Source organism: Ancylobacter pratisalsi, from assembly GCF_010669125.1.
Lineage (GTDB): Bacteria > Pseudomonadota > Alphaproteobacteria > Rhizobiales > Xanthobacteraceae > Ancylobacter > Ancylobacter pratisalsi.
The window spans coordinates 499947-526142 of sequence record NZ_CP048630.1 but is presented as its reverse complement, the minus strand read 5'-3'; the positions used below and the strand labels follow the sequence as shown (position 1 = coordinate 526142).

The following is a 26196-nucleotide window of genomic DNA, read 5'->3' as shown; positions in this document are numbered from 1 at the left end:
TTACCGCTTGGGATCGTCGGAGTCCTGCGGGGTGCCGTCGGTCGAGCCGTCGACGGTCTGGATGGTGTCCGGAGCGAAGCGCCCGCCGGTGCGGGATGAGGGCTTGCCGTCCTTGGGATCGTTGTCGTTGTGCACTTCTTCCAGCGGCGGCTTTAGCGGGGAGGAAATGTCGGTCGCCCGATCCTCCAGCACAGCGTCGACATTGGCGGGGTCGACGACGACGGGGTTCTGATCGAGTCGGCGCGGATCGCGGACCATGGCTTGGCTCCCTTTATGAACTCAAGGGGGCAACGGTCCGGCGCGGCGATAGGTTCCCCGCTCAGGCGTTGAACAGGCGCCGATAGAGCGTTGAACGGTTGACGCCAAGCTGCCGGGCGGCGCGCGAGACATTTCCGCCGCAGGCGTCGAGCGTGCGTCGCATCGCATCCACCGTCAGAGCGTCCAGCGTGGCGTCGCACGGCGTGGAGGATGAGGGCGATGAGGCGGCCGATGGGGACGATGAGGGCAGTGAGGACGATGAGGCGCGCATCTCGGCGGGCAGCATGTCGACCTCGACCGGCCGGCGGGGTTCGGCCAGTGCGGCGAGCGCGCGCAGCGTGCCGGCCAGCTGGCGGAAATTGCCGGGCCAGTGATAGGCCGCCAGACGCGCTTCGCAGCTCTCCGACAGCGTGACGCGGGTGTCGTCGACCAGTCGCCGCCACAGCGCGCGGATCGTCTCCAGCCGGTTGTCGAGATCGCGCAGGGCGGGAAGCTCGATCGTGTAGTGGGCAATGCGGAAATACAGGTCCGAACGGAACGCCCCGGCCTCCACCAGCGCACCCAGGTCGCGATGGGTGGCGCAGAGCAGGGCGAAGTCGACATGCACCGGCCGGCCACCGCCGAGAGGGGCGACCTCGCGTTCCTGAAGAACCCGCAGCAGGCGCGATTGCAGGCCGAGCGGCATATCGCCGATCTCGTCGAGGAACAGCAGGCCTCCCTCGGCCTGACGCAGCAGCCCCTTGTGGCCGTGGCGGCGGGCGCCGGTGAAGGCGCCGTCCTCATAGCCGAACAGCTCGGATTCGATCAGCGTCTCGGGGATCGCCGCGCAGTTCACCGCCACGAACGGGCCGGAGGCGCGTTCGCTGAGGCGATGGATCTCATGCGCCACCATCTCCTTGCCGGTCCCGGTTTCGCCGCGGATCAGCACGGGCACGTCGGCCTCGACCATGCGCACGGCGCGGGAGACGGCATCGCGGTCCGCCGGGCGCAGCAGCAGCGTGCTCGCCGTGCGCGGATCCGCGAGCGGGCGTGGCGGGCGGGCGTGGCGCGAGGGCGCGCCGTCGAAACGGCCGAACAGCCCCGCGCCACCAAGCGCGCGCATCATGTGCGCGGCGCCGTCGGCCCGTGGCAGCTCGGCGAACATCTCGTCCGCGCGCTGCATGCCCAGCGCGGACCAGTCGAGGCCGGCGAGGCCCAGACCCACCCGGTTGGCGGCGACGAGGCGGTCCTCCTCGAACACCAGAATGCCCTCGCGCGCCGTGCCGAGCAGCTCGCGCTCGGCCTGGAAGCGCAGCACGCGGCGGCCCTTGAAGTCGTCGTCGAAGAAACGGTGCTCGATCTGCTCCACGGCCAGCCGCACCAGCCCGAGCGCGTGGCGGTGGTCGACGGCGGCCGGGCCCGAGAGGTCCAGCGCTCCCACCGTCTGCCCGAACGGGTCAAGGATGGGCGCCGCCGAGCAGCTCAGAATGCCGTGCGGATCGTAGAAGTGTTCGCCCCCGTGCACGCTGATCGGCCGGCCCTCGACGATGGCGGTGCCGACCGCGTTGGTGCCGGTGGTTCCCTCGCCCCATTCGACGCCGGGACGCAGCGCCACGCGCGCCGCGCGGGCGGCGAAATCGGCATTGCCGAGCGCGTCGAGAATGAGGCCGGATGCGTCGGTGAGCACGACCACGCAGCCGGTCTGCATGGCGTCGGCGTAGAGGCTCTCGATTTCCGGGCGGCTGAGCCGGCGCAGCTTCTCATGCCGTTCGGCGACCTCGCGCAGCTCGTGCTCGGTCATGGGTTCGAGGCGCGGCAGGGCGGCACTGTCGAGCCCGCGCTCGGCGCAACGCTGCCAGGAACGCAGGATCGAAGGAGGCACCAGCGAGGTGACGAGCGGGCCTTCCGGTCGCCCATCGTGGAAGAACTGCCGCCGGGCCGCGAGCACGGCCCGTGGTGATGCCTCCGTCCGCATGCGCATCTCCCCAGTGTTGCAAAAAGCCACAGCTGTTGCAGTTCTTGTTGTTTTCTACGACAGATTTTACCAAGTTTTGGTGGGGCGTCTATCGGTGTTTTCCTCAACAAGCCGCGAGTTGAGGCGGGATGCCAATTGTTTCAATGCTTTCCCGCTACGCACTAACGATTTTGTGCGCTGCCGCATAGCTTTGGCACGGGCGGTGCAATCTTCCCGCTACTACTCTTGGGAGGATCCAATGAATAAGCCTGAAATCGCGATTACCAAGCAGTCCCCGTTCAAGGCCCGCTACGGCAATTTCATCGGCGGCGCGTTCGTCGAGCCGGTGGCCGGGCGCTATTTCGACAACACCTCGCCGGTGACCGGCGGCAAGATCTGCGAGATTGCCCGCTCCGACAAGGACGACGTCGAGAAGGCGCTCGACGCCGCCCACGCCGCCAAGGACGCCTGGGGCAAGACCAGCGCCGCCGAGCGCGCCCTGATCCTCAACCGCATCGCCGACCGCATGGAGGAGAACCTCGATCTCCTCGCGCTCGCCGAGACCTGGGACAATGGCAAGCCGATCCGCGAGACCACGGCCGCCGACATGCCGCTCGCCATCGACCATTTCCGCTATTTCGCCGGCGCCGTGCGGGCGCAGGAAGGCGGCATCAGCGAGATCGACCACGACACCGTGGCCTATCACTTCCATGAGCCGCTTGGCGTGGTCGGCCAGATCATTCCGTGGAACTTCCCGATCCTGATGGCGGTGTGGAAGCTCGCCCCGGCGCTCGCCGCGGGCAACTGCGTGGTGCTGAAGCCGGCCGAGCAGACCCCGGCGAGCATTCTGGTGCTGGCCGAGCTGATCGCCGACCTGCTGCCCCCCGGCGTGCTGAACATCGTCAACGGCTTCGGGCTGGAGGCGGGCAAGCCGCTCGCGTCCTCGCCGCGCATCGCCAAGATCGCCTTCACCGGCGAGACGACGACGGGCCGGCTGATCATGCAGTACGCCAGCCAGAACCTGATCCCCGTGACGCTGGAGCTGGGCGGCAAGTCGCCGAACATCTTCTTCAGCGACGTGGTGGCGGAAGATGACGACTTCTTCGACAAGGCGGTCGAGGGTTTCGTGATGTTCGCGCTGAACCAGGGCGAGGTCTGCACCTGCCCGAGCCGCGCGCTGATCCAGGAGAGCATCTACGACAAGTTCATGGAGAAGGCGCTGAAGCGCGTGGAGGCCATCGTTCAGGGCTCCCCGCTCGACCCCGCCACCATGGTCGGGGCGCAGGCGTCCTCCGAGCAGCTGGAGAAGATCCTCTCCTATATCGACATCGGCAAGCAGGAAGGCGCCGAGGTCCTCACCGGCGGCGGGCGCAACATGCTCGGCGGCGATCTTGCCGGCGGCTATTACGTGAAGCCGACCGTGTTCAAGGGCCACAACAAGATGCGCATCTTCCAGGAGGAGATCTTCGGGCCGGTCGTGTCCGTGACCACCTTCAAGGACGACGCCGACGCGCTCGCCATCGCCAACGACACGCTCTATGGCCTCGGCGCCGGCGTGTGGACTCGCGACGGCAACCGCGCCTACCGCTTCGGCCGCGCCATCCAGGCCGGCCGGGTGTGGACCAACTGCTATCACGCCTATCCCGCGCACGCGGCCTTCGGCGGCTACAAGCAGTCCGGCATCGGGCGCGAGAACCACAAGATGATGCTCGACCACTACCAGCAGACCAAGAACATGCTGGTCAGCTACAGCCCCAAGAAGCTCGGCTTCTTCTGAACCTAAAGGTCCCCGACTAAAGGGCACCTGGCGCGCCACCCCGGAACTTCCCCCGGGGTGGCGGCCTTTTTGTTTTTTCAGGCGGAGGAGACGCCAATGGACGCCACAATCTCCCCACCCGCCGGCGACGCCGGTGAACATGCGGGTGAAGAGGTGCCGCGCGTGCGCGCGACGCCGACCGCGCTGGCGTTGATCGAAACACTGCGCGCCGAGCATGGCCCGCTGCTGTTCCACCAGTCCGGTGGCTGCTGCGACGGCTCGTCCCCCATGTGCTACGCGCAGGGCGACTACATGATCGCCGACCGTGACGTGCGCATGGGCGAGATCGGCGGGGCGCCGTTCTATATGAGCCCCTCGCAGTTCGAGTACTGGAAGCACACCCAGCTGATCATCGACGTGGTGCCCGGACGGGGCGGCATGTTCAGCCTGGAGAACGGGCGCGGCGAGCGCTTCCTCACCCGCTCGCGGCTGTTCGACGATGACGAACTGGACCGGCTGACGCCGATTTCCGAAGGCCCCGGCGGCTAGAGCGTTCCCAACCGACCTGGGTTCCGGCTGGCGTGGGGCAGGCGCGTGGAAATGCCCCGCGCGGGCACGTCCGCGCCGGTCTTGCCTATCGCCACATGCCGCGCATTCGGGCGGAGAGGTCGATGCGCACCTCGCTCGCCGACGCGGCGGTCGCGGCCTCGGGCGTGGCCGGCGGCCAGACGCTGGTGGCGAAATGGTCGAGGATGCGCGGGGGAATGAAGCGGGTGCGCGCGGCATAGACGTGCCGGTCGCCGCCGCGCGACTGGCCATGCACGAAGAAGCGCTGGGGCAGCATCAGGCTCAGACTGTCCTTGGCCCGCGTCATCGCGACATAGAGCAGCCGGCGCTCCTCCTCGATCTCATCCTTGGTGCCGACGCCGAGGTCGCTGGGAATGCACCCGTCGATCACGTTCAGCACGAAGACCGACTTCCATTCCTGCCCCTTTGAGGAATGGATGGTGGAGAGGATGAGATAGTCCTCGTCGAGATGGGGCGGGCCGGCCTCGGCGCTGGTGGCGTCGGGCGGGTCGAGGGTGAGCTTGGTCAGGAAGCGCGCGCGGGAGGGGTAGGAGCCGGCGATCTGGGCGAGCTGGACCAGGTCCGCCTGCCGGGTGGCGGCGTCCTCGTGCAGGCGCTCCAGATGCGGCTCATACCATTGCCGTACACGGTCAAGCTCGCCAGGCCAGCCGGTGGCGCGGCTTTTCAGGTCGCGGGCGAGAGTGACGAAGCCGGGCCAGTCCTGCGCCGCGCGGGGCGGGGGCGAGAAGGTCTCCAGCGAGGGCACCATCGGGCCGGTGGCGACCGTGTCCAGCACCTTGGCCGCGGTGGCGGCACCGAAGCCGCTGAGCAGCCGCAGCACGCGGAAGCCGGCGACGCGGTCACGCGGGTTTTCGACAAAGCGCAGGACCGCGAGCACGTCCTTCACATGGGCGGAATCGAGGAACTTCAGCCCGCCGAACTTCACGAACGGGATGTTGCGCCGGGTCAGTTCCACTTCCAGCGGGCCGCTGTGGTGGGAGGCGCGGAACAGCACCGCCTGCGATTTCAGCGCGATGCCGTCCTCGCGGTTCTCCAGCACGCGGGTGGCGATGAAGTTCGCCTGCTCGATCTCGTCGCGCACATTGACCAGGGCCGGGCGCTCCAGCGAGGGGCGTTCGGACCACAGGTTCTTGGCGTAGCGCTCGGCGGCGAAGTCGATCACCGCATTGGCGGCACGCAGGATGGACTGCGTGGAGCGGTAGTTCTGCTCCAGCATGATGGTTTCCGCGCGCGGCGAGAAATGGCCGGGAAAGTCGAGAATGTTGCGCACGGTCGCGGCGCGGAACGAGTAGATCGACTGCGCGTCGTCGCCGACCACGGTGAGGCCGCGCCCGTCCGGCTTCAGGCCGATCAGGATCGAGGCCTGCAGCCGGTTGGTGTCCTGATATTCGTCGACCAGCACATGGTCGAAGCGCCCGCCAATGTCGGCGGCGAGCTGGGGTTCGCCCGCCATCTGCGCCCAGTAGAGCAGCAGGTCGTCATAATCGAGCACGCCCTGGGCCTGCTTGGCCTCGACATAGCCGGCGAAGATGGCCTTCATCTCGGCCGCCCAGCCCGCGACCCACGGGAAGGAGCGGGCGATGACCTCTTCCAGCGGGCGCTCGGCGTTCACCGCGCGTGAATAGATCGCGATCAGCGTGCCCTTGGTGGGAAAGCGCTTCTCGGTTCTGGAGTAGCCGAGCTCGTGGCGGACCAGGTTCATCAGGTCCGCGCTGTCCTCGCGGTCGTGGATGGTGAAGTTGGGGTCGAGCCCGATCTGCGGGGCGTAGTCGCGCAGCAGCCGCGCGCCGATGCCGTGGAAGGTGCCGGCCCAGGTGAGGCCCTCGGTCAGCACGGCGGCATTGGCGCCCATTACCTGCCCGGCGATGCGCTCGACCCGCCGCGCCATCTCCGCCGCCGCCCGGCGCGAGAAGGTGAGCAGCAGGATGCGGCGCGGATCGGCGCCGTTGACGATGAGATGGGCCACGCGGTGGGCGAGGGTGTTGGTCTTGCCCGAGCCGGCGCCGGCAATGACCAGAAGCGGGCCCTTGCGCGCCTCGCCGGCCCCGCTCACGCCATGCTCGACCGCCTGCCGCTGCTGCGGGTTCAGCTTTTCGAGATAGGCGGCAGCGTGCATCGGGCGAAACGAATCTCAGCGCAGGGGTTCACGCCCTACGCAAACACGTTTCCTGTTTTGTTCGCAATGGCGCGGATGCCACGCCGTTGCCGTTTACTCGCCAAACAGCTCGTCCGTGGCGGTGATGAGCCCGATGGTGGGGTTGGCGGCGCAATAGTCGCCGAGCTTTCCGGCATTGGCGACGAACTTGTCGGTGTCGATGACCGGTGGTGCGTCCACGTCCTTGTAATAGGCGTCGAGCCAGGCGAGCGTGAGCATCATCTCGGTCTTGTCGCTCTGCAGGAACTCCGCACAGGTCATGGTCGAGAGATCGATCTGGTCGGCGAAGGCGGGGAGCGGCACGAAGGCGCAGGCGAGAGCCAGTGCGATCTTCTTCATGGGAAAACTCGCGTTACAACGATGCCGAAGCGGCACGCCGCGACGCTACCATGTCGCGATATCGCGTTCCATCTGCCACCCGGCGCGACCCGCGCGCCGGTGGGGCGGGATGGCACGGCGAAAGGGGCCGCCGCACCGTCCACATGACCGCGCCCCTCAGGGGGCGCGCGTTTCAGCCCTGCCGCGTCAGGGGACCACCCGCACGGCGCCCTTGGCGGCGCTGGTGGCGAAGGCGGCATAGGCCCGCAGCGCGGTGGAAACGTTGCGCTTGCGCGGGGCGGCGGGTGTGAAGCCCTTGGCTTCCTGCTCCTCGCGGCGCGCCGCCAGCTCGGCATCGTCGACGGCGAGATGGATGCGCCGGTTCGGGATGTCGATCTCGATAGTGTCGCCCTCGCGCACCAGCCCGATCGTGCCGCCCTCCGCCGCTTCCGGCGAGACATGGCCGATGGACAGGCCCGAGGACCCACCCGAGAAGCGGCCGTCGGTGATGAGCGCGCACTGCTTGCCGAGGCCCTTCGACTTCAGATAGCTGGTCGGGTAGAGCATCTCCTGCATGCCCGGCCCGCCGCGCGGCCCCTCATAGCGGATGAGCACGATCTGGCCGGCCTTGACCCGGTTGCCCAGAATGCCGGAGACGGCGTCGTCCTGGCTCTCGAACACGGTCGCGGTGCCGGTGAACTTCAGGATCGAGTCGTCCACGCCCGCCGTCTTCACGATGCAGCCGTCCTCGGCGAGGTTGCCGTAGAGCACCGCGAGGCCGCCATCCTTGGAGAAGGCGTGCTCGGCGTCGCGGATCACGCCCTTCTCGCGGTCCAGATCGACATCGTCATAGCGGGCGGACTGGCTGAACGCGACCTGGGTGGGAATGCCGCCGGGGCCGGCCCGGAAGAATTCGTGCACCGCCTCGCTGGTGTTGCGCTTCACGTCCCAATGATCTAGCGCGGCGGCCAGCGTGGGGGCGTGAATGGTGCTCACGGAGGTGTCGAGCAGGCCGGCACGGTCGAGTTCGCCAAGGATGCCCATGATGCCGCCGGCATGGTGGACGTCCTCCACATGCACGTCCGGAACCGCGGGGGCCACCTTGCACAGCACCGGCACGCGGCGCGACAGCCGGTCGATATCGGCCATGGTGAAGGGCACCTCGCCCTCATGCGCGGCGGCGAGCAGGTGCAGCACCGTGTTGGTGGAGCCGCCCATGGCGATGTCGAGCGTCATCGCGTTCTCGAACGCGGCGAAGCTGGCCACGGAGCGCGGCAGCACGCTGGCGTCGTCCTGCTCGTAATAGCGGCGGGCGAGGTCGACGATGGCGTGGCCAGCTTCCACGAACAGGCGCTTGCGATCCGAATGGGTCGCCAGCGTGGTGCCGTTGCCGGGCAGGGCAAGGCCCATCGCCTCGGTGAGACAGTTCATCGAATTGGCGGTGAACATGCCCGAGCAGGACCCGCAGGTCGGGCAGGCGGAACGCTCGATGGTCTGGACGTCGGCTTCCGCCACGCGGTCATCGGCGGCGGCGACCATGGCGTCGATCAGGTCGAGCGACTTGGTCTTGCCGCCCAGCACGACCTTGCCGGCTTCCATCGGCCCGCCGGAGACGAACACGACCGGGATGTTGATGCGCATCGCCGCCATCAGCATGCCGGGGGTGATCTTGTCGCAGTTGGAGATGCAGACCATGGCGTCGGCGCAATGGGCGTTGACCATGTATTCGACGCTGTCGGCGATAAGCTCGCGCGAGGGCAGCGAATAGAGCATGCCGTCATGACCCATCGCGATGCCGTCATCGACCGCGATGGTGTTCATCTCCTTGGCCACGCCGCCGGCGGCCTCGATCTCCCGCGCCACCAGCTGGCCGAGATCCTTGAGGTGGACATGGCCGGGCACGAACTGGGTGAAGGAGTTCACGACCGCGATAATCGGCTTGCCGAAATCGCCGTCCTTCATGCCCGTGGCGCGCCAGAGACCGCGCGCGCCAGCCATGTTGCGGCCGTGGGTGGTGGTTCGGGAGCGATAGGGCGGCATGGAACTCCTCCAATTTTTGCGAAGCGCTTATGCGCCCGAGGCGAAGCCGGTGCAACCCTGCGCGCGCACCGATGCGGGGCCGGCCATGGCCGCGGGCCTCAGGGTGCGAGGGCCGTGGGGGGCACCGGGCGCGCGCCATACAGCCGGCGTTTGACGAAGTTCAGCGCCGGCTTCTCGACCCCGCCATGCAGGAGCCACGACGCGCCCACACTCACCGCGAACGCCACCACGACCCACAGCAACGGGAATCCGTAGGCCCCAACCTGAAGGTTCTGGTGCAGGTTCGTGATGACGATCTGATGGATCATGTAGAACGAGAAGCTGATCTCGCCGAGCCACACCAGGTATTTATGCGATACCTTGCGGGCGAGCAGCCCGTCCTGGTAGGCAAACGCCCAGATGAACACGCAAAAAAGCGGGTACATGCCATAATTGTCGAAGTTATCGGTCGCGACACGCGGATATATGCCATAGAAAAACGCGATCACGGTCTGGCTGGAAACCATATAGGCGAGCACGAGGAGAAGCGCGGCGGCCTGCGCGATCGTGGCGCTCGCGTCGGAGAGTCGAACGCGCTTGAAGACCTGATAGGTCAGCATGCCGCCGATGAACTCGCACAGCCGCACCGGCGGGAAGAAGTAGAAGAACGAATGCTCGGTGACGCCCGACTCGAGCAGGTTCGGCACCTCGGGCGAAAAGCTGAACCACTGCGGGTGCCAGCTCACCACCGCCATGAACGAAAACACACCGGCGGCCCAGAGCATGGCGAACAGGACCATGTTCCGCACCCTCGTGAAGAAGATGAAGGGGAACATGATGTAGAAGAACAGCTCCACCGAGATCGACCAGCTCACGGCATTCATGAAGAAGGCGGTGGAATAGGCCGGAACCCAGGCATGTTGCAGCGTAAAAAACAGGTAATACCGCTCGAACTGACCCGTGATCGGTATGGTGAGAAAATAGATCAGGGCGCAGGTGAGGTGCAGCGGCCAGATTCGGAAGAACCGCTCAATAATGAAGTTCGATCGGTCCCGGCGGGTATGCAGGCGGTTGTCGCGGGACAGGCTGAGCACGAAGCCGGAGAGCACGAAGAAGAACGAGACCGTCCAGCCAAGATTCAGGTTGAACATGTAATCGGAAAACGTGATTCCAAGTGGAACGCAGTGATGAAGAAAAACCGAGAATGCCGCAAAAAACCTGAGGGCCGTCAGGCTGTCGAGTCTCATGGGCGTCACCTTGCAGGGCATAGCGTCTAGAAAGCGATGTGATTGTCGAAACGGCGCTCGAATGTTGGAGCGCCGACTATGAACAGGCCGCCCGCACCGCCCCGATGACGCGCTCGATCTGTGGGTCCGAGAGGAACGGGTTCATGGGGAGGCTGAGGGCTTCACGGGCGATCCGGTCGGTCGGGGTCTCACAGGCGGGGCCGAGCCCGGCATAGGGCGGCAGCCGGTAGATCGGCGTGGGATAGTGGATCTGCGTGCCGATGCCAACTTCCGCCAGCGCCGCCTGGAGCGCGGCCCGCCGCGCGCTGCGCACCACGTAAAGATGCCAGGCCGGCACGTTGCCGGGCAGGGAGCGCGGCTGCTCCAGGCCGGGAAGATCGGCGAGGCCTTCGTCATAGCGCGCGGCAATCGCCCGGCGGCGGGCGTTCCATCCCTCGATCTCGGGAAGCACGACGCGTAACAGCGCCGCCTGCAATTCGTCGAGCCGCGAGTTGATGCCGGCTTCGGCGTGGTCGTATTTCGTCACCGCGCCATAATTGCGCAGGCTTCGCGCCCGCTGGCGCAGGGCCTCGTCCCCGGTCACCAGCGCGCCCGCGTCACCGAAGGCTCCGAGATTCTTGGCCGGGTAGAAGCTGAAGGCGGCGGCGTGGCCGAAGGACCCGCAGGCGACGCCGTGGCGGGTCGCCCCGTGGGCCTGGGCGGCGTCCTCGATCACCGGAATGCCGCGCGCGGCGGCAAGCGCGAGCACCGGCTCCATCTCCACCGGCTCACCATAGAGATGAACGACGACGATCGCCTTCGTGCGCGGGGTGAGCGCCGCCTCGATGGCGTCGGCGGCAACGTTGAAGCGGCCGGCGGCGGGCTCCACCGCGACCGGCACCGCGCCGAGCTGTGTCACGGCGAGCCAGGTGGCGATGAAGGTGTGCGCCGGCACGATCACGTCATCGCCCGGTCCCACGCCCGAGGCTTCCAGCGCAATGCGCAGCGCGTCGAGCCCGTTGCCGGTGCCGATCGCGTGGGGGACGCCGATGAAGTGCGCGAACTCGGCCTCGAAGGCCTCCAGTTCCGGGCCGAGGATGAACCAGCCGGAATCCATGACCCGCGCGAAGGCCGCGTCGAGCGCGGGGCGCAGCGCGGCGACATTGTCCTTCAGGTCGAGAAAGGGAACGCGGATCACGCGACGAACTCGTTGCGACGCACGGCTTCGAGAAAGTCGGCGTGTTCGCGGATATAGTCCGCTTCGTCAAAATGGGCCGAGGCGAGGCAGAGCAGGCACGCACCCGCGGTGAAGTTGCTGACCACGCGCCACACGCCGGGCACCAGCAGCAATCCCTTGCTCGGATGATCGAGGCGTACGACGCGCTTGTGATGCCCGTCGTCCAGGCTGACGTCGAACCCGCCGGAGGAGGCCACGAGCAGCTGGCGCAGGGCGCGATGGGCATGGCCCGCGCGCACGCTGGAGGGCTGCGTGCCGAACAAGTAATAGACACGCTTCACCGCGAAGGGGATGTCGGCCTCGGCCTCGATCACGCCGATCGCGCCGCTCTCGCTGGATATCGTTCGTATGTCGATGAGGCGGCATTGGTCGATGGGCGTCATGTTTGCCTGCGCGATGGCTGGTTATTGCTATGTAATCATAAAGAGAGGACGGCGTCCGGTCACAGGGAAACCTCGTAGCTGTCTTGCATTATCGTCCGGGCGCCGAAGCTTTCCTTGTAGAAGGTCAGCCCCTCATTGAGCACCCGCCCGCCCTCGGTGGTGGAAATGCCAAAGCTGAGCCATTTGCCCGCCCGCTGCGCCTGAAGCTGGGCGTGGTGGATGACGGCGTCGAGCTGATGGGCCTCGTCGCCCGCCGGTGTCGAGGCGATGTACTGGATGTGCAGCACGCATGGGGTTTCATAGGTCACGATGCCCGCTTCGACGCGGCCCTCGACCTCGGCGGCAATGAGCTGGATGGCATCGGGAAAGCGGCCGGCGAGCAGGCGCATCTCGTCGAGCGAGTGCACCGGGCGCACGCCATGCCGGTCGGCAAGCCGCTCGCCCAGCACGTCCCAGAACCCGCCCCAGTTCTGCGACCGTCCGACCGCTCCGGGATGGGCCGCCCCGGCGCGGCGAATATAGGAGCGCCGGCGCTCATTGGGGCGGATCTCGCCGGGCTCGATGACCGGCAGCAGCTCGCGCCGCACCAGCCGCGCCTCGTGGCGGAACAGGGCGTAGAGGTCATCCTGCGCCGGCCGGCGATGGTAGATGAAGGGAACCGCCTTGTAGAACAGCGTGGTGACGCCGATGTCGCGGCAGTGATCGCACACCGCCGCGAAGGCGCCGAGCACGGTGGCGGCATTGGCCTTGGGCCCGACGAGCAGCCCGCCATAGGTCAGTCCGTCATGGCTGGCGAGGCGCTCGCCCCGGCGCGTGGCGGGCAGCAGCGCCACGATCCGCTCGCCTTCGGTGATGATGAGCGAGGCGTCGGGAAAGCGGTCGGCGTGGTAGTCCATATAGGCGCGGTCGAACAGGAACGTCCCGTTGCGGCTCTGCGCGACGAAGTCGTTCCACGCCCGGGCCTCCTCGGCGCGGTAGGGCCTGACGGCGAAAGCGTCCACGTTCCGGGCCCCGCTAGCGCCTGACCACCAGAATGTCCTCGCGCCGGTTCGCGAGCGGAAGGTCGGCGGCCTGCGGCATCACATAGGCCTCGAATCCGCTGCCGCGCAGGCGCATGAGCAAGGCGAAGATCACGCTGTCGTCGATGCGCGCATCGTCTTCGGGGAAGGGCGGCACCACCGGCGGCTCATTGGTGCGCATATACGCCTTGTGGTGCTCGACGCCTTCCGGCGTGGCCAGGAAGCGGCGGGTCTTGGAGAAATTGGAAATGTCGCCGAATAACAGCTGGCCATGGGGGCGCAGCAGCCGCGAGGCGTCGGCGGCGAAGCCGAAGATGTCGGCGCTGCCGAAGATCACCTGCAGCACGCCATAGATCAGAATGCCGTCGGCACCCTCGGGGGCTTCGGCGCGGATGGCCTGCTTGCAGTCCGGGAAGGCGCCGGGAACCTTGACGATATGCGGCGCGTCCGGCACCAGCTCCAGCATTTCCGGGCTGTCGACCATGATGAGACGGTGGCCCCGGGCCGCGCACAGCTCCATGATCTTCAGCGTCAGCAGCCCGCAGCCGCACCCGATGTCGACGATGGTCCGCCCCTCTTCGCCCAGCACCGGCAGCTTGGCGCAGATATCGGCCATGATGGCGTCTTCATAGCCGTCGCGGAAGGCGTCCGGCATGCCCATGCGCTCGTTGAGCGAGAGCGTGCTGTCGCGCGCCATGGCGCGAAAACGATCATAGCTCAGCTCGGCGAAACGCGAGGTCTCGTACTTGCCGTCTACCTTGTCGGGCTTGATGGCCATGTGTCATCCGTTCTGTCGTTTGATCGTTTCGGCGCAGCGTGCGGGGCACGCCGCGTGCGCGAACCGCCTCGTAAAGGCTAACCGAACGGCAGGCTAGCCGCCCGGAGGGGGACTATTCAAGCACCGCGCTCCCAGGCGTCGAGAACCGCACGCAACGGGTCGAGCGGAACGGCGAAATCCGAACGGCCGCGATAGCTTTCCTCAAGTCGTTCCGACGTGCCGAGAATGACGCTTACCTCGATGCCGCGCGCATGGGCGATGTCGGTCAGGCCGGGCGTTTCGTCGATATAGGGGGGGTGAAGATTGAGGATGCGGGTTCCCGCGGTGCCATAGCCGAAGGGCAGCAGCAGCGCCGAGCCGGCGGGCGCAATGATGTGCGTCGCGCTGCGGATGGTGGCGAGCTGCTCGGGAAAGCTCAGATCCTCCAGATAGATGGTCTCGAAGCCGCGCGCGCCGCACAGGGCCTCCACCGCCTCGACATTCAGGAGCTTGCGCGCCAGATGCGCGCGCCGCCCGAGATAGATCTTGCGCGGTGCGCGCGGGTCTGGTGCGGGTAGATCGAACCGGTCGATCAGCGCCGCCAGTGCGCGGGAATCGAAATTGAAGGCCTCGGGGGTGAAGTCCTGTCCGGGACGGGGCAGCACCGGGACGTAGCAGAAGGTCGAGGCGACCCACAATTCACGCACCCGGAGCCGGCGACGCGGGGCCAGCGTGATGATGGGGCGCCGCCCCTGGGAAAAATAGTCGAGCGCCTGCCGGTGGGTGGGCGGCATGGCGGCATCGATCACCACCGGCACGTCCTCGGGGATGCCGGCAAGGGCCATGCCGAAGAACTTCGGAAGGTACTCCAGCATCCAGTGCCCGAAGGCGCTGCTGGTGGCGCCAACGAGATTGATGGCGCGGTCGATCTCGTCCGTGCCCTCGGCAAGGCCGACGACGGCCGCCGTGCCGTCTTCCATCGCCACGATCGGGGCGTCGTAGCGGAAATCAACCGAGATGCGTTCGAGGTCGCCGCCCTGATAGTCGAACAGCAGGCGCCCATCGATCTCGATGCCGCTGGAGCCAGCGGTAATGGTAGCATCGCGCAGCATGGCGTGGAACACGGCGCGCCCCTCCACCTCGTAAGGCGGCAGGCGCGGCTGACCGACCACCACGGAGGACGACACCTGCTTGATGCCGGCGGGAACCGTCTCGGTGACGTGGAAGCCGTTAGCACGCGCATAGCCCAGCAGCGGCTCGACCTTCAGGAAATTGAGATGTGCCGCCCCGCCGGGCGCAAGCATCAGCGCATAGGCGGCGATGGCGTCCTTGATCTCGTGCCGCGCCTGCATGTCCAGCTTGAGGAAATACAGCAGGTCGATGCTGAAATCGCTCGCCTGCAATGCGGGCCGCCACAGCTCCCAATAGCGCGCGCCGAGGCTCTGCTGCAGCCCGGCCGTCGTGGCATCCGCCGGCTGAAGCGGGGCGAGGCGTCGGCCAAGGCAGGCGAGGGCGGCTTCGAGATAGGCCTGCCCGCCGAAGAAGCGCTGCGCCGCCTCAAGCGCGCCGGGCAGGGAGAAGGGGCTCGCGAGCAGCGTCAGGAACCCGTCGCGTGCGGAATCGAGCTGCCCGTGCCGGGCGGCGTCCTGCGCCTCAAGCGCGGTGCGAAGGGCGCAGGCGAGGGCGGAGTCGGGAAAGCCGCCGAGCCGCTGGTGGCAGGCGTCAAACCGACTCGTATCGTTCTCCCGCAGCGCGGCGTCCGCCTCGCAGGCGGCCGACAGCAGGTCGTGGGCGAGGCGCAATTGGTCCGTCATGAAGATCCATCGCCGGCGTCACGTTCAAACGTGGTTCTGATAGCACGGCGCGCCGCCCATTGTCCGGCCTCTCCCGCCCACGCGGCGATTGCAAATGCTGGATTTCGCGAAGGGCGGGAGGCTCAGAGTCCCGGATCGAGGGCGGGGATCGGCGTCTCGCCGGCGAACTGGGCCCTGTGCAGCCGCGAATAGAGCCCGCCATGCGCCAGCAGCGCCTGATGAGAGCCCTGTTCGGCGATGCCGTCGGGCGTCACCACGACGATGCGGTCGGCGTCGCGTATGGTGGCGAGCCGGTGGGCGATGACCAGCGTGGTGCGCCCGTGCGCCAGCTCGTCCAGCGAGCGCTGGATTTCGCGTTCGGTGTGGGTGTCGAGCGCCGAGGTCGCCTCGTCGAGGATCAGGATCGGCGGATCCTTCAGGAAGATGCGCGAGATGGCGAGGCGCTGCTTCTGTCCGCCCGACAGCTTGACCCCGCGCTCGCCGACGACGGTGTCGAGCCCGTCCGGCATCTCGTTGATCAGCGTGTCGAGACGGGCGCGGCGCGCGGCGTCCCGGATATCTTCCTCGCTGGCGTCGAGCCGGCCATAGGCGATGTTCTCGCGAATCGTGCCGCCGAACAGGAACACGTCCTGCTGCACGATGCCGATATTGCGGCGCAGCGCGGACAGGGTCATGTCGCGAATGTCGATGCCGTCGATGCTGATGCTGCCCCCGTCCACCTCGTAGAAGCGCGGCAGCAGCGAGAGCAGCGTGGTCTTGCCCGCGCCGGAAGCCCCGACAAAGGCGACAGTCTCGCCGGCGCGGATGGTGAGGTCGATATGATTCAGGATCGGCCGATCCGGCGTGTAGCCGAACCGCACACCTTCGAAACGGATATCGCCCGCGAGATGGCCGACGGCGCGTGCGTCGGGGCGGTCGGCGATGTCCGGCTCGGTGGCGAGCAGTTCGAGATAGCGGCGGAAGCCGGCGATGCCCTTGGGATAGGTTTCGATCACCGCCGCGATCTTGTCGAGCGGGCGGTAGAAGACGGCCACCAGCAGGAGAAAGCCGACAAAGCCGCCGATGGAAAGCGTGCCCTGCACCACGAACCAGCTGCCGGCCAGCATGACGACGAGCTGGACCAGCCGCATCGCCAGGTAGTTAAGCGCCTGGCTGGCGGCCATGATGCGGTAGGCGTCGAGCTTGGTGTCGCGGTAGAGCGCATTGTCGCCGGCGAAAAGGCGGCGTTCATGGGCCTCGTTGCCGAAGGCCTGCACCACGCGGATGCCGCCGATATTCTCCTCCAGCCGCACGTTGAAAGCGCCGATGCGGCCGAACTGCGCCTGCCAGTTTCGCGTCATCCGTCCGCCGTAGCGGGCAACGATGAAGGCGGTGAGCGGCACGATGAGCCCGGTCATCAGCGCCAGCGGCGGATGCACCCAGAGCATCAGCACGAAGGCGCCGACAAAGGTCATGATCGCGATGAACAGGTCTTCCGGCCCGTGATGGGCGATCTCGCCGATCTCCTCCAGATCCTTGGTGATGCGGGCGACGAGATGGCCGGTCTTGTAGCTGTCGTAGAACCGGAAGGAGAGCTTCTGCAGATGCTCGAAGGCGCGCTCGCGCATCTCGGTCTCGATGTTGATGCCGAGAACGTGGCCCCAATAGGTGACGATGGCCATGAGGCCGCTGTTGAGCGCGTAGACCGCGAGCAGCGCCGCGCCCGACAGCAGGATGAGCTGCAGGTCGCCGCGCGGCAGCAGCAGGTCGATGAAGCCCTTCATCGCCATCGGGAAGCCGAGTTCGAGCAGTCCGGAGACCACCGCACAGCCGAAATCGACCAGGAACAGCCTCCGGTGCGGCCGATAATAGGAGAAGAAGGACCTCAGCATCGTGCCCGCCGGTTTTGGTGAGCAGGCGATACGATGGTCACTGATGCCGACATTCGGGCCCTGCTTTTCCTGATGCAGCTGACGTTCTGAACCCCCGCGCAGGCAGCACGCCGAGACGGCGTTTCAATGGCGCGCGGCGCGCGCGTGGACAAGTCGCATTCGCGGATGGGAGCCATGCCGCTCGGTGTCCCACGCGGCGCCGACGCCTACGGGGATTGAGCCGGGAGGCGTTCCTCAGGCCCCGCCGACCTCAATGTCGACGGTGACGTGGTCGCAATTGGGCTGGCCGCGCTTGTCCACCGTGATCCGTAACGCGCCGTCGCGCGGCGGCAGCGCCACGCTCTGCTGGCCGCCCGGCTCGACGGTGCCGCTCCACAGCCTCTGTGTGTCCAGACGCACCTCGATGGCCACGCCATCGGCTTCCGGGCAGGTCTGGAGGGCACTCGACGGAATCGAGAAGACCAGCCGGCTCGGGCGGGCGCCGAAGCGCGCATCAACGGGCAGGGTGGTGGAGGTCGGCGTGGTCGCGCCCGGATGCATGAACAGCGTGTGCGGCCCGCTCTCGCGCACGGCACCAAAGACGTCGCCGGGTTCGTCGACCCGCAGCGGCATCAGCATGCGCATGTCGCCGCGGTAGTCGGCGGCGACATCGCGGCCATAGGCCTTGTCGAGGGCCTCGATCAGCTGGGCGAGTTCGGCCAGCGTTATCGGGCGGGTGCGCCGGAACAGCGCGACGCTCTCGCCCTCCGACAGGGTGTAGGCCCCGACCTGCTCGTAGGCGGCGCCGAAGCCGGTTCCGGTGCGGATCCACTCGCCGGGGATCATCACCGCGTCCAGCGCGGCGACCTCGTTGCGCCGCCCGTCATCGGTGCGCACCACGGCGCTGCCGGCGCGAAGGCTGTCGAAGTTGAACAGGTCGAACGCGGGAATGCAGGAGGTCTGCACCATCTGCGGCCCGAGCGTGGCGTCAAGCGCGATCAGGTGCTGGTCCGATATGCCGGACGAGCAGGAAAAGACAACGGCGCTGCCTTCCGTGCCCATTTCCCGGTGCAGGTCGTCGATGAGACGGCGATAGGCGTCGTAATTGTCGAGATGCAGTGGAAAGGGGGCGTCGAAGGCGACCACATAGCTGCGCATCACCGGGTTCTTTCCCAGCCAGGGAATGACACTGAAGGCAAACACCGCCGCCGCCAGCGCCACGAAGGGCAGGGGACGCAGCGTGCGGGGCAGCAGGGCTAGGCGCCGCGCGAGGGCATCGACGCCCGCGACGTAGAGCGGGAACAGCCACAGCGCCACCGGCAGGAAATGATGCACCGCGAAGAACTGGGTGCGGATGAACAGGAAGAAGGTGCCGAACGCGGCCAGCGCGCAGAACAGCGCGGCGATGTTGCGCGCGGCGAGGGCGGCGGCGATGCCGATTGCCGTCAGCCCCATCAGATAGCCGCCCATCATGCTGGGGAAGGTGCGGAAATGCTGGAGGAAACTCCACTGGAACTGCTCGTGCAGCGCGGCATAGGAGGTGGTCAGCGCGCGGTGGGCGAGCTCGAATTGCAGGCTCGCCACCAGCGTCGCCGCGACCAGCCCGGCAAGGCCGACCAGCACCCCGATGGAGAGCGCGGCCCGGACCGGGCCGACGCCGGCGCGCAGCCGTGCAAACAGCCCGAACAGGAAGGTGAGGCCCAGCAGCACCACGATGCTGTAGGCGTACCAGCGCCGCATCAGGAACGGCAGGTAGACCAGCAGGCCGAGCAGCAGCGCGGCCTGCACCGGCCGGCGCATCAGAAAATCGCTGCGCAGCACCAGGAGCGTCGCCAGCCCGAGCGGGATTAGCCCGATCACGTCCACCAGCCCGCGCAGGGTCGGGTTCCAGAACGGCACATAGGCGAGTGCCAGCGCGTACACCGCGAGAGCCGGCAGGCCGGGGACGACGCGGCGGGCGATCGCGGTTGCCACCAGCGTCGCCGGCAGCAGGTAGACCACGGCGATGCCGGCGATGAAGGCAACGCGGCCACCGCCGAACAGGAAGTAGACCGGGTAGAGCAGGGCGGCGGGCAGGGGATTGTAGTCGCGCGCGGCGACATCGGCCGCCAGCTGCGCCGGCCAGCCCGGCATGCCGGTGTCGATCATCCGGCCATAGGCGCGGAAGGCGTTCCAGTAGGTCGTGTAGTCCCAGATGTAGAGCGGATGTTCGGCGGCCACGAACAGCGCGCAGAAGAGGATGACGAAGGGAACCGCCGCGAGCGCCGCGAGATACGGCGCCAGCCAGGATTGCCGTGGGGCGGGGGTGGGCATGCGGTTGTTTCCCTCGCGTGGCGGAACGGCAAGATGCGAGCCTGATGCGGGGTGCAAGTCAAGGCTGCCAGGCCGGAGGGCTCAGGGCGTTTCGGCGTCCTTTCCGCGCGGCGCGGCGGGAGGGCGCCCGTCGGACATGAAAATGAAGAAGTGCATGGCGAGAAAACTGGTGAGCGGCATCAGCACGACGCCAAGCAGCAGCCCGATCCAGTAGCCGGCTTCACCCAGCGGCTGGGTGACATAGACCGCAAGCAGCACCACCGCGATGTTGACGCCCTGCAGGAAGCCGAAGCGCCCGGCCTGGACACGCCAGCGTCCGGTGTCGCGGAAGGTGACGCGCTTGTGGCCGACGAACGAGACCGGGATGGCCACGACATAGCCCAGGGCCGACGCGGTGAACTTGTCCACCCCGCCGGCGCGGTGGAGCAGGGCCGAGACCACGATATAGGTCAGGCTCGCCGCCGCGCCGACGAGGACGAAGCGCGCCAGCCGGAACAGTGGCGAGGAACTGAGCCAAGCCTGCCGGACGCACCTCATCGCGCCGCCCGCGCCGTCATCTCATATTGCGCGCCGAAGGGCAGGCGCGCGAACAGCGGGTCAAGGCGCGTGCAGAGCGCGGAGAGCGGCGGCAGGGTGAAGATGCTGCGGCTGCGGATATCGGTGAAACCCGCCTCCGCCATGAGCCCGCGCAGGGTGCGCGGCGACAGCAGCACGGCGTCGGCGTCGAACGCGCAGCGCGAGACCACCAGCCGTGTCAGCGGGTTGAACGGGTTGTGCTCGAACACCACGGCGAGCCCGCCGGGCTTGAGCAGCCGACGCATCTGCGCGGCGAAGCCGGGCCAGTCCGGCACCGGCACATGATGGATGACGCAGGCGACGAAGATGAGATCGAACGCGCCGTCCTCATAAGGCGCATGCACCCCGTCATAGACCGCGTAGGTGCAGTGCGGATTGGCCGCGCGCGCCAGCTCGATGCTGGCGGGGGACACGTCGAGGCCGTGGAGTGCGCCGAAGGTGTGGTCCAGATAGCGGTGAAACGTGCCGATGCCGCAGCCCAGATCCAGAACCGCGATTTGCGCGGGATCGCCGAAGGCAGCACGGGCAAGCTGCTTCAGGCGCTCGGCCTTGGCCGCGGCGAAGCGGTCGACGCTGAGGCCGGAAAAGGCCATGGCGTCGTTGACCTCGCGGGCATAGGCGGCGCTGGCTTCGTCGAAGGTCGTGGCAACGGCATCCGAAGGGGGCTGCGCGCTCACATGGTTCTCCCGATCCCTGCGATGCCGCTTCTTCCGGACCGCCTGTGGTGCAGATGCCGCGCCTGCGCCGCCGGAGGCAACCCCTCGCCGGGCGCACCCCGGTGGCGTGAAGATGTGGGCGCTGCCGCGTGCTGGCAAGCCGGGGCGGGAGGACGAGGCGCCCGCGCCCGGCGCGACGGCGTCCTCACCACACGCGCCACGGCGCCCGGCCCGTGCTCCACAGCGCTTCAAGCTGCATCTTGTCGCGCAGCGTGTCGCAGGCCTGCCAGAAGCCGGTGTGCCGGAACGCGGACAATTGGCCGGTGCCGGCGAGGGTACGCATCGGCGTGTCTTCCCAGACCGTGGAATCGTCGTCGACGAGATCGATCACCGAGGGTTCGAGCACGAAGAAGCCGCCATTGATCCAGCCGATCTCGTCGCGCGGCTTTTCGGTGAAAGCGGTGACGTGATCGCTGGCATCGTCGAACTGCAGCACGCCGAACCGTCCCGGCGGCTGCACCGCCGTCACGGTGGCGCTGCGCCCGCTCGCCCTGTGGTGCGCGATCAGCGCGGCGATGTCGATGTCGGCGACACCGTCGCCATAGGTCAGGCAGAAGGTTTCCTGCCCGATATGCCGGCGCGCGCGGCGCAGCCGGCCCCCCGTCATGGAGTTCAGACCGGTATCGACCAGCGTGATCTTCCATGGCTCGACGACGGTCTGAAGGGTGGTCACGGACCCGTCGGACAGGTCGACCGCCAGATCCGAGTTGTGCATGTAGTAATTGCAGAAATATTCCTTGATGACCTCGGCCTTGTAGCCGAGGCAGATGACGAACTCGGTGACGCCGTGAAAGCTGTAGAGCTTCATGATGTGCCAGAGCAGCGGGCGCCCGCCGATTTCGATCATCGGCTTGGGGCGGAGCTGGGTCTCCTCGGCGAGGCGCGTGCCGAACCCTCCGGCCAGAATGACAGCCTTCATCGGATCACCCTTCCCCTGGCGAAAGCGTTGCGCGCGGCGGCTGGCCGGGCTCGAGGGTGGCGGCGTCCATGGGGTCCGCTTTGACGGGGTCCGCTTTGACGGGGCCCGCTTGGACAGGGGCGGCTTCGAAGCGTTCCTGAATGATCGTGATCGGGCCGCCGCGTGTGTTGCGGAAGATGCGCCCGATATACTCGCCGAAGACGCCGAGCAGCAGGGCGTTCACGCCCATCGACAGCAGGATCAGCACGTAGACGCTCGCCAGCCCGGTCGGGAAGGTGGGGTCGGTGTAGCGGGCGATGGCATAGACCGGGATCGCCAGCACGCTCACCGCGAGCGCGGCGATGCCGACCCAGGTGGCCAGCCGCAGCGGCACCATCGAGGTGCTGAACAGCCCGTCCATGCCCAGCCGGATCATCGCCGTTATGCCGAAATTGCTGTTGCCGGCCTCGCGCCGGGCGCGGTCATATTCGATGCCGGTCTGGGGGTAGCCGAGTGTGGCGATGGCTCCGCGCAGATAGGGCGCGTAGTCGTTATATTCCTGCAACGCCTCGACGATGACCCGGTCGATAAGCCGGAAATCGCCCGCGTCCAGCGGAATGGGCTCGTCCGAGAGCTGGCGGATAAGGGCGTAGCCGGCCTTGCGGAAACGGGTCATCAGCCCGCTTTCCAGCCGCTTCCTGCGGATGCCGTAGACCACCTTGTAGCCGCGCTCCCACAGGGCGAGGAAATCACCTGCCAGTTCCGGCGGGTCCTGCAGATCGGCGTCGAGCTGGATCAGGGCATCGCCGCGCGCGTTGAGGTAGTTGGTCAGGATAGAGCGCTGGAACCCGAAATTGCGCGAGAGCCGGATGATGCGGATGCGTGGCTCGGTGCGGGCAGCGGCCTTGAGCTTGTCGACCGTGTCGTCCTCGGAGCAGTTGTCGGTGAACAGGAATTCGAAGTCGTAACGTTCCGAGAGGCTCTCGCTCACATCCTGCAGCCGGGCGATCAGGCGTTCGACATTGCCGGATTCGTTGAAGACCGGAATGCAGAACGAAATCAGCTTTCGCGTGCTCATCAACCCGTTCCTGAACCGTTGCGCACCATGGTCGCGATGGCGCGGGCTATGCCGGAGTGAAGATCCTCGCGCGGGGACCAGCCGGTGGCCGCGCGCAGCCGCGACGTGTCGGCCACGAGACGGTCGGCTTCGCCCTCGCGCAGGCCCACCGCGCCGAATTCCAGCAGATCCGGCCCAGCGCCGAGGGCTTCGGCCGCAATCTCGGCGAAGCGGCGCACCGTGTTCGCGTGCCCCGAGCCGAGATTGTAGACCCCCGCCTCGGCGCGGCCGGCGAGAAGCGCCCGCGCCAGCTCAAGGACCGCTTCGCCGATGTCGCGCTCATAAAGCCAGTCGCGCTGCTGGAGCCCCGCGCTGAGCCGGGCGCGGCCGCCCTCGCGCTGCGCCCGCACGATGGTGGGAAGCAGGCGATGGGGGCGCTCGCTTTCGCCATACATGCCGAACAGCCGCAGATGCGCCCCGGCGATGCCATGGGCCGCGCACCGCGCCAGTGCCTGACGCCCGCCCTCCGCCTTCGAGCGGCCATAGGGATCGGCGGCATTGACGGCGGCTTCCTCGCGGAGCCGCGCCTGCGAGGAGGGCTGGTATTCCGCCCCGCTGCCCAGAGTGATGAAGGCGCGCGCGCCGACCCGTGCCGCGAGATCCGCCAGCCTGCCGGCGAGCGCGACATTCACCGCCTCGAGCGCGGCGGGCTGCCGGGTGCCGGGGTCGACACCCGCGCCGACAAGGTTCACCACCACCTCGGCCGCCACCCCGGCGGTGGCCTGCGCCAGGGCCTTGCCGGTCCATTCGCCGGCGAGCGTGATGTTCGCGTCGCCGTCCGTCTCGCACGGGCGCCGCTGGAGGGTGGAGACGTGCCAGCCGGCATCCCTGAACGCGCGTGTCACCGAAGGGCCGAGCTGGCCCGAGGCGCCGGCGATCAGGACGCGGTTGCTCATGTGCCCGTTCCGGCCTTGAGGGACGCGGTCGTGAGGGCGGCGCGATAGGCCTCGATCTGGGCGAGCGTGCGCGGCCGCGCGCCTGCCGGGTCCTCGTAATGGCCGCGATACCAGCCGGCGGTTTCGGCGAGGGCTTCGTGGAGCGTCCAGGCGGGGTGCCAGCCAAGCTCGCGGCGCGCCTTCGAACTGTCGAGCATCAGAAGCTGGGCCTCGTGCGCGATCGAGGGCACCACCTCCACCCGCAGCGCGGACCAGTGCCTCGACAGGCGCGCCAGCATTTCCTCGACGGTCACGCAGTCGGAACGCTCCGGCCCGATATTCCACGGCTGGGCCGCGTCGGCGCGGCCGCGCGCGATGGCCGCCAGCAGCACAAGATAGGCGTGGCACAGGCACAGCACATGCTGCCACGGCCGCACCGCCATGGGGTTGCGGATGACGAGCGGCTCATGGCGGGCCGCCGCGCGGGCGAAATCGGGAATGAGCCGGTCCTGCGACCAGTCGCCACCGCCGATGATGTTGCCGCCGCGCGCGCTGGCGATGAGCAGGCTGGCGTCCCATGACGAGAGCGAGCGGCGATAGCTCTCGATCGCGATCTCGGCGCAGGCCTTGGAGGCGCTGTAGGGATCATGGCCGCCCAGCGGGTCGGTCTCCTGATAGGCGTGGTCGGTCTCACGATTGGCGTAGACCTTGTCGGTGGTGATGCAGACAACGCCCTTCACGCCGCTCTGCCGCCGCGCCGCTTCCAGAACATGCAGCGTGCCCATCAGGTTGGTGGCGTAGGTTTCCACGGGCTGCGCATAGGAGCGGCGCACCAGCGGCTGCGCGGCCAGATGAAGCACGAGATCGGGGCGCACGCGGTCAAAGGCGGCGCGCAGCGCGGCGGGTTCCCGGATGTCCGCGAAGACGCTCGACGCGCAGGCGGCCTCGATGCCGGCCAGCGAAAACAGGTTGGGCGTCGTTTCCGGGGGCAGGGACAGGCCGTGCACCTGCGCACCGATTCGCGACAGCCAGAGCGTGACCCACCCGCCGGTGAATCCGGAATGACCCGTCACCAGGACCCGCGCATCACGCAATTTGTCTTCAAACCCGGCAATATTCGACATTTATTGCACCCAAATGAGGAGCAGGCGGAATGTCATTTTCGGGTCACACCGTGTACCGCCGAAGATCGTGCACCATTTTTCGGCTTGTCGCACTAATGTGCATTGATCCGGCCCCGATCCCTGCCTTTGCGGAAGCCGCGCCGGCGTATCGCCTTCCCCCGAGCCGCCTGCCCGGTGAGGCCTCGCGTCGCCCGTCAGAGAGCCCGCGCGGTGGCCGTCACGCGAAGCGTTTTGCGCCAGCGAGACACAGCGCAACCAGCCCGGTCACGGCGGTCATGGTCCGTGAGACCTGCTCCGCCGCGCGCGGGTCGTATGGCCGGGTGTTCGAGCTCACCCCCGGCACGGCACGGGGGGCGGGTCGGCGAACAGCGTCTTGGCCATGAAGGCGACGAAGGCCGCGATCTTGGGCGAGGTATGGCGGCTCGCCGGCCAGAGGATGTGGAAGGCGCCGACATCGGCGATGTAGGCGTCGAGCACGCTGACCAGCGTTCCCCGCTCCAACTGGCGGCGCACGGTGAACAGCGGCAGGCAGGCGAGGCCGAAGCCTTCCTCAGCCAGGCAGAGTTGGGGTTCCAGCGTGCTGGCGACGCTGGAGACGGGCAGTTCGATCGCGACCTCGCCTCCCTCCCACCGCAGCGGCCAACGCTCCAGCTTCCCGGTCGAGGGAAAACGGTGATGGTGGCAGGCGTGCTGCGCCAGATCCTGCGGTGTCAGCGGCGTGCCCCTGGCGGCGAGATAGTCCGGCGAGGCGACGATCCGGTGCGAGAAGGTGCCGAGCCTGCGCGTCATCAAGCGGGAATCCTGCGCCTCGCCGGTCCGGATCACGGCATCGAAGCCCTCGTCGATCACGTCGACCAGCCTGTCCGTGAAGTCGAGATCAACCTCGATCTCGGGGTACGCACGCATGAAGGCCATCACCGCCGGCATCATCAGCATGCCGATGAGGGGCAGGCTCACCCGCAGCTTGCCGCGCGGCGCCTCGCGCGTCTGCGCGAGTTCGAGCTCGGCGGCCTCGATCTCGCAGACGATCTTGCGACAGCGGTCGCGGAACAGGCTGCCTTCAGGGGTCAGCGTGATCGAGCGGGTCGACCGGTGAAAGAGCCTGACGCCGAGCCGTTCCTCCAGCCGCGCCACCGCCTTGCCGACAGCCGACGCCGAGACCCCGAGCTGGCGCCCGGCCGCCACGAAGCTGCGCGTCTCGGCCGCCTGCAGGAAGGCACTGAGCCCCGCCATCTTGTCGATCATGGTCATGCCTCCGATTACG

The 26196-nt window shown here is 67.6% G+C and carries 22 protein-coding genes; 2 read left to right on the top strand and 20 right to left on the bottom strand.

The window, feature by feature from the left end; translation table 11 throughout:
- Complete coding sequence (locus G3A50_RS02610) at positions 1 to 258, bottom strand: hypothetical protein (RefSeq protein ID WP_163073804.1); 258 nt, start codon at positions 256 to 258, stop codon at positions 1 to 3.
- Between the two features lie 61 nt (positions 259 to 319).
- On the bottom strand, positions 320 to 2212 hold the full coding sequence (locus tag G3A50_RS02605; protein ID WP_163073803.1) for a sigma-54-dependent Fis family transcriptional regulator: 1893 nt from the start codon (positions 2210 to 2212) through the stop codon (positions 320 to 322).
- Between the two features lie 238 nt (positions 2213 to 2450).
- On the opposite strand from G3A50_RS02605, the gene adh reads away from it, so the two are divergent.
- Complete coding sequence (gene adh / locus G3A50_RS02600) at positions 2451 to 3968, top strand: aldehyde dehydrogenase (RefSeq protein ID WP_163073802.1); 1518 nt, start codon at positions 2451 to 2453, stop codon at positions 3966 to 3968.
- 96 nt (positions 3969 to 4064) lie between these two features.
- Complete coding sequence (locus tag G3A50_RS02595) at positions 4065 to 4496, top strand: DUF779 domain-containing protein (RefSeq protein WP_163073801.1); 432 nt, start codon at positions 4065 to 4067, stop codon at positions 4494 to 4496.
- A gap of 85 nt (positions 4497 to 4581) precedes the next feature.
- On the opposite strand, the gene G3A50_RS02590 is transcribed toward G3A50_RS02595, so the two are convergent.
- The 18 genes from G3A50_RS02590 to G3A50_RS02505 all read right to left on the bottom strand — a co-directional run bounded on the left by G3A50_RS02590 (position 4582) and on the right by G3A50_RS02505 (position 26174).
- Positions 4582 to 6651: an ATP-dependent helicase gene (locus G3A50_RS02590; RefSeq protein WP_163073800.1), complete on the bottom strand. Its 2070-nt coding sequence runs from the start codon at positions 6649 to 6651 to the stop codon at positions 4582 to 4584.
- Between the two features lie 93 nt (positions 6652 to 6744).
- Positions 6745 to 7029 (bottom strand): HdeA/HdeB family chaperone, encoded by a 285-nt coding sequence (locus tag G3A50_RS02585; RefSeq protein ID WP_163073799.1) that lies wholly within the window; start codon positions 7027 to 7029, stop codon positions 6745 to 6747.
- Between the two features lie 186 nt (positions 7030 to 7215).
- Positions 7216 to 9048 carry a dihydroxy-acid dehydratase gene (gene ilvD, locus G3A50_RS02580; protein WP_163073798.1) on the bottom strand — a complete coding sequence of 611 codons (1833 nt, stop codon included), beginning with the start codon at positions 9046 to 9048 and terminating at the stop codon, positions 7216 to 7218.
- A gap of 98 nt (positions 9049 to 9146) precedes the next feature.
- Positions 9147 to 10295 carry an acyltransferase family protein gene (locus G3A50_RS02575; protein ID WP_163073797.1) on the bottom strand — a complete coding sequence of 383 codons (1149 nt, stop codon included), beginning with the start codon at positions 10293 to 10295 and terminating at the stop codon, positions 9147 to 9149.
- Positions 10296 to 10350: 55 nt separating this feature from the next.
- Positions 10351 to 11451 (bottom strand): DegT/DnrJ/EryC1/StrS family aminotransferase, encoded by a 1101-nt coding sequence (locus tag G3A50_RS02570; protein WP_246252071.1) that lies wholly within the window; start codon positions 11449 to 11451, stop codon positions 10351 to 10353.
- Positions 11448 to 11873: a sugar 3,4-ketoisomerase gene (locus tag G3A50_RS02565; protein WP_163073796.1), complete on the bottom strand. Its 426-nt coding sequence runs from the start codon at positions 11871 to 11873 to the stop codon at positions 11448 to 11450. The genes G3A50_RS02570 and G3A50_RS02565 overlap by 4 nt, the downstream gene beginning before the upstream one ends.
- Positions 11874 to 11932: 59 nt before the next feature.
- Positions 11933 to 12874: a GNAT family N-acetyltransferase gene (locus G3A50_RS02560; RefSeq protein WP_163073795.1), complete on the bottom strand. Its 942-nt coding sequence runs from the start codon at positions 12872 to 12874 to the stop codon at positions 11933 to 11935.
- 13 nt (positions 12875 to 12887) lie between these two features.
- Complete coding sequence (locus tag G3A50_RS02555; protein ID WP_163073794.1) at positions 12888 to 13670, bottom strand: class I SAM-dependent methyltransferase; 783 nt, start codon at positions 13668 to 13670, stop codon at positions 12888 to 12890.
- Between the two features lie 116 nt (positions 13671 to 13786).
- Positions 13787 to 15463, bottom strand: a complete 1677-nt coding sequence (locus G3A50_RS02550; RefSeq protein ID WP_163073793.1) for a glycosyltransferase family 61 protein — start codon at positions 15461 to 15463, stop codon at positions 13787 to 13789.
- Positions 15464 to 15585: 122 nt separating this feature from the next.
- Entirely contained in the window at positions 15586 to 17334 is a 1749-nt protein-coding gene (locus G3A50_RS02545; RefSeq protein ID WP_163073792.1) for an ABC transporter ATP-binding protein, read from the bottom strand.
- A 234-nt stretch (positions 17335 to 17568) separates the two neighbouring features.
- A complete protein-coding gene (locus G3A50_RS02540; protein WP_163073791.1) occupies positions 17569 to 19626 on the bottom strand; it encodes a hypothetical protein in 2058 nt (685 codons plus the stop codon).
- A gap of 81 nt (positions 19627 to 19707) precedes the next feature.
- A complete protein-coding gene (locus G3A50_RS02535) occupies positions 19708 to 20163 on the bottom strand; it encodes a GtrA family protein (protein WP_163073790.1) in 456 nt (151 codons plus the stop codon).
- The gene (locus tag G3A50_RS02530; protein WP_163073789.1) at positions 20160 to 20879 is read right to left on the bottom strand and encodes a class I SAM-dependent methyltransferase; all 720 of its coding nucleotides are present in this window, start codon (positions 20877 to 20879) and stop codon (positions 20160 to 20162) included. Before G3A50_RS02530 ends, G3A50_RS02535 begins: the two co-directional genes overlap by 4 nt.
- A gap of 184 nt (positions 20880 to 21063) precedes the next feature.
- A complete protein-coding gene (gene rfbF / locus G3A50_RS02525; RefSeq protein WP_163073788.1) occupies positions 21064 to 21837 on the bottom strand; it encodes a glucose-1-phosphate cytidylyltransferase in 774 nt (257 codons plus the stop codon).
- A gap of 4 nt (positions 21838 to 21841) precedes the next feature.
- Entirely contained in the window at positions 21842 to 22894 is a 1053-nt protein-coding gene (locus G3A50_RS02520; RefSeq protein ID WP_163073787.1) for a glycosyltransferase family 2 protein, read from the bottom strand.
- Positions 22894 to 23829 carry an NAD-dependent epimerase/dehydratase family protein gene (locus tag G3A50_RS02515; RefSeq protein ID WP_163073786.1) on the bottom strand — a complete coding sequence of 312 codons (936 nt, stop codon included), beginning with the start codon at positions 23827 to 23829 and terminating at the stop codon, positions 22894 to 22896. The genes G3A50_RS02520 and G3A50_RS02515 overlap by 1 nt, the downstream gene beginning before the upstream one ends.
- Positions 23826 to 24932, bottom strand: coding sequence for a CDP-glucose 4,6-dehydratase (gene rfbG, locus G3A50_RS02510; protein ID WP_163073785.1), 1107 nt, complete (start codon positions 24930 to 24932; stop codon positions 23826 to 23828). The genes G3A50_RS02515 and rfbG overlap by 4 nt, the downstream gene beginning before the upstream one ends.
- 330 nt (positions 24933 to 25262) lie before the next feature.
- Positions 25263 to 26174: a LysR family transcriptional regulator gene (locus tag G3A50_RS02505; RefSeq protein WP_163077221.1), complete on the bottom strand. Its 912-nt coding sequence runs from the start codon at positions 26172 to 26174 to the stop codon at positions 25263 to 25265.
- Positions 26175 to 26196 lie beyond the last annotated feature (22 nt).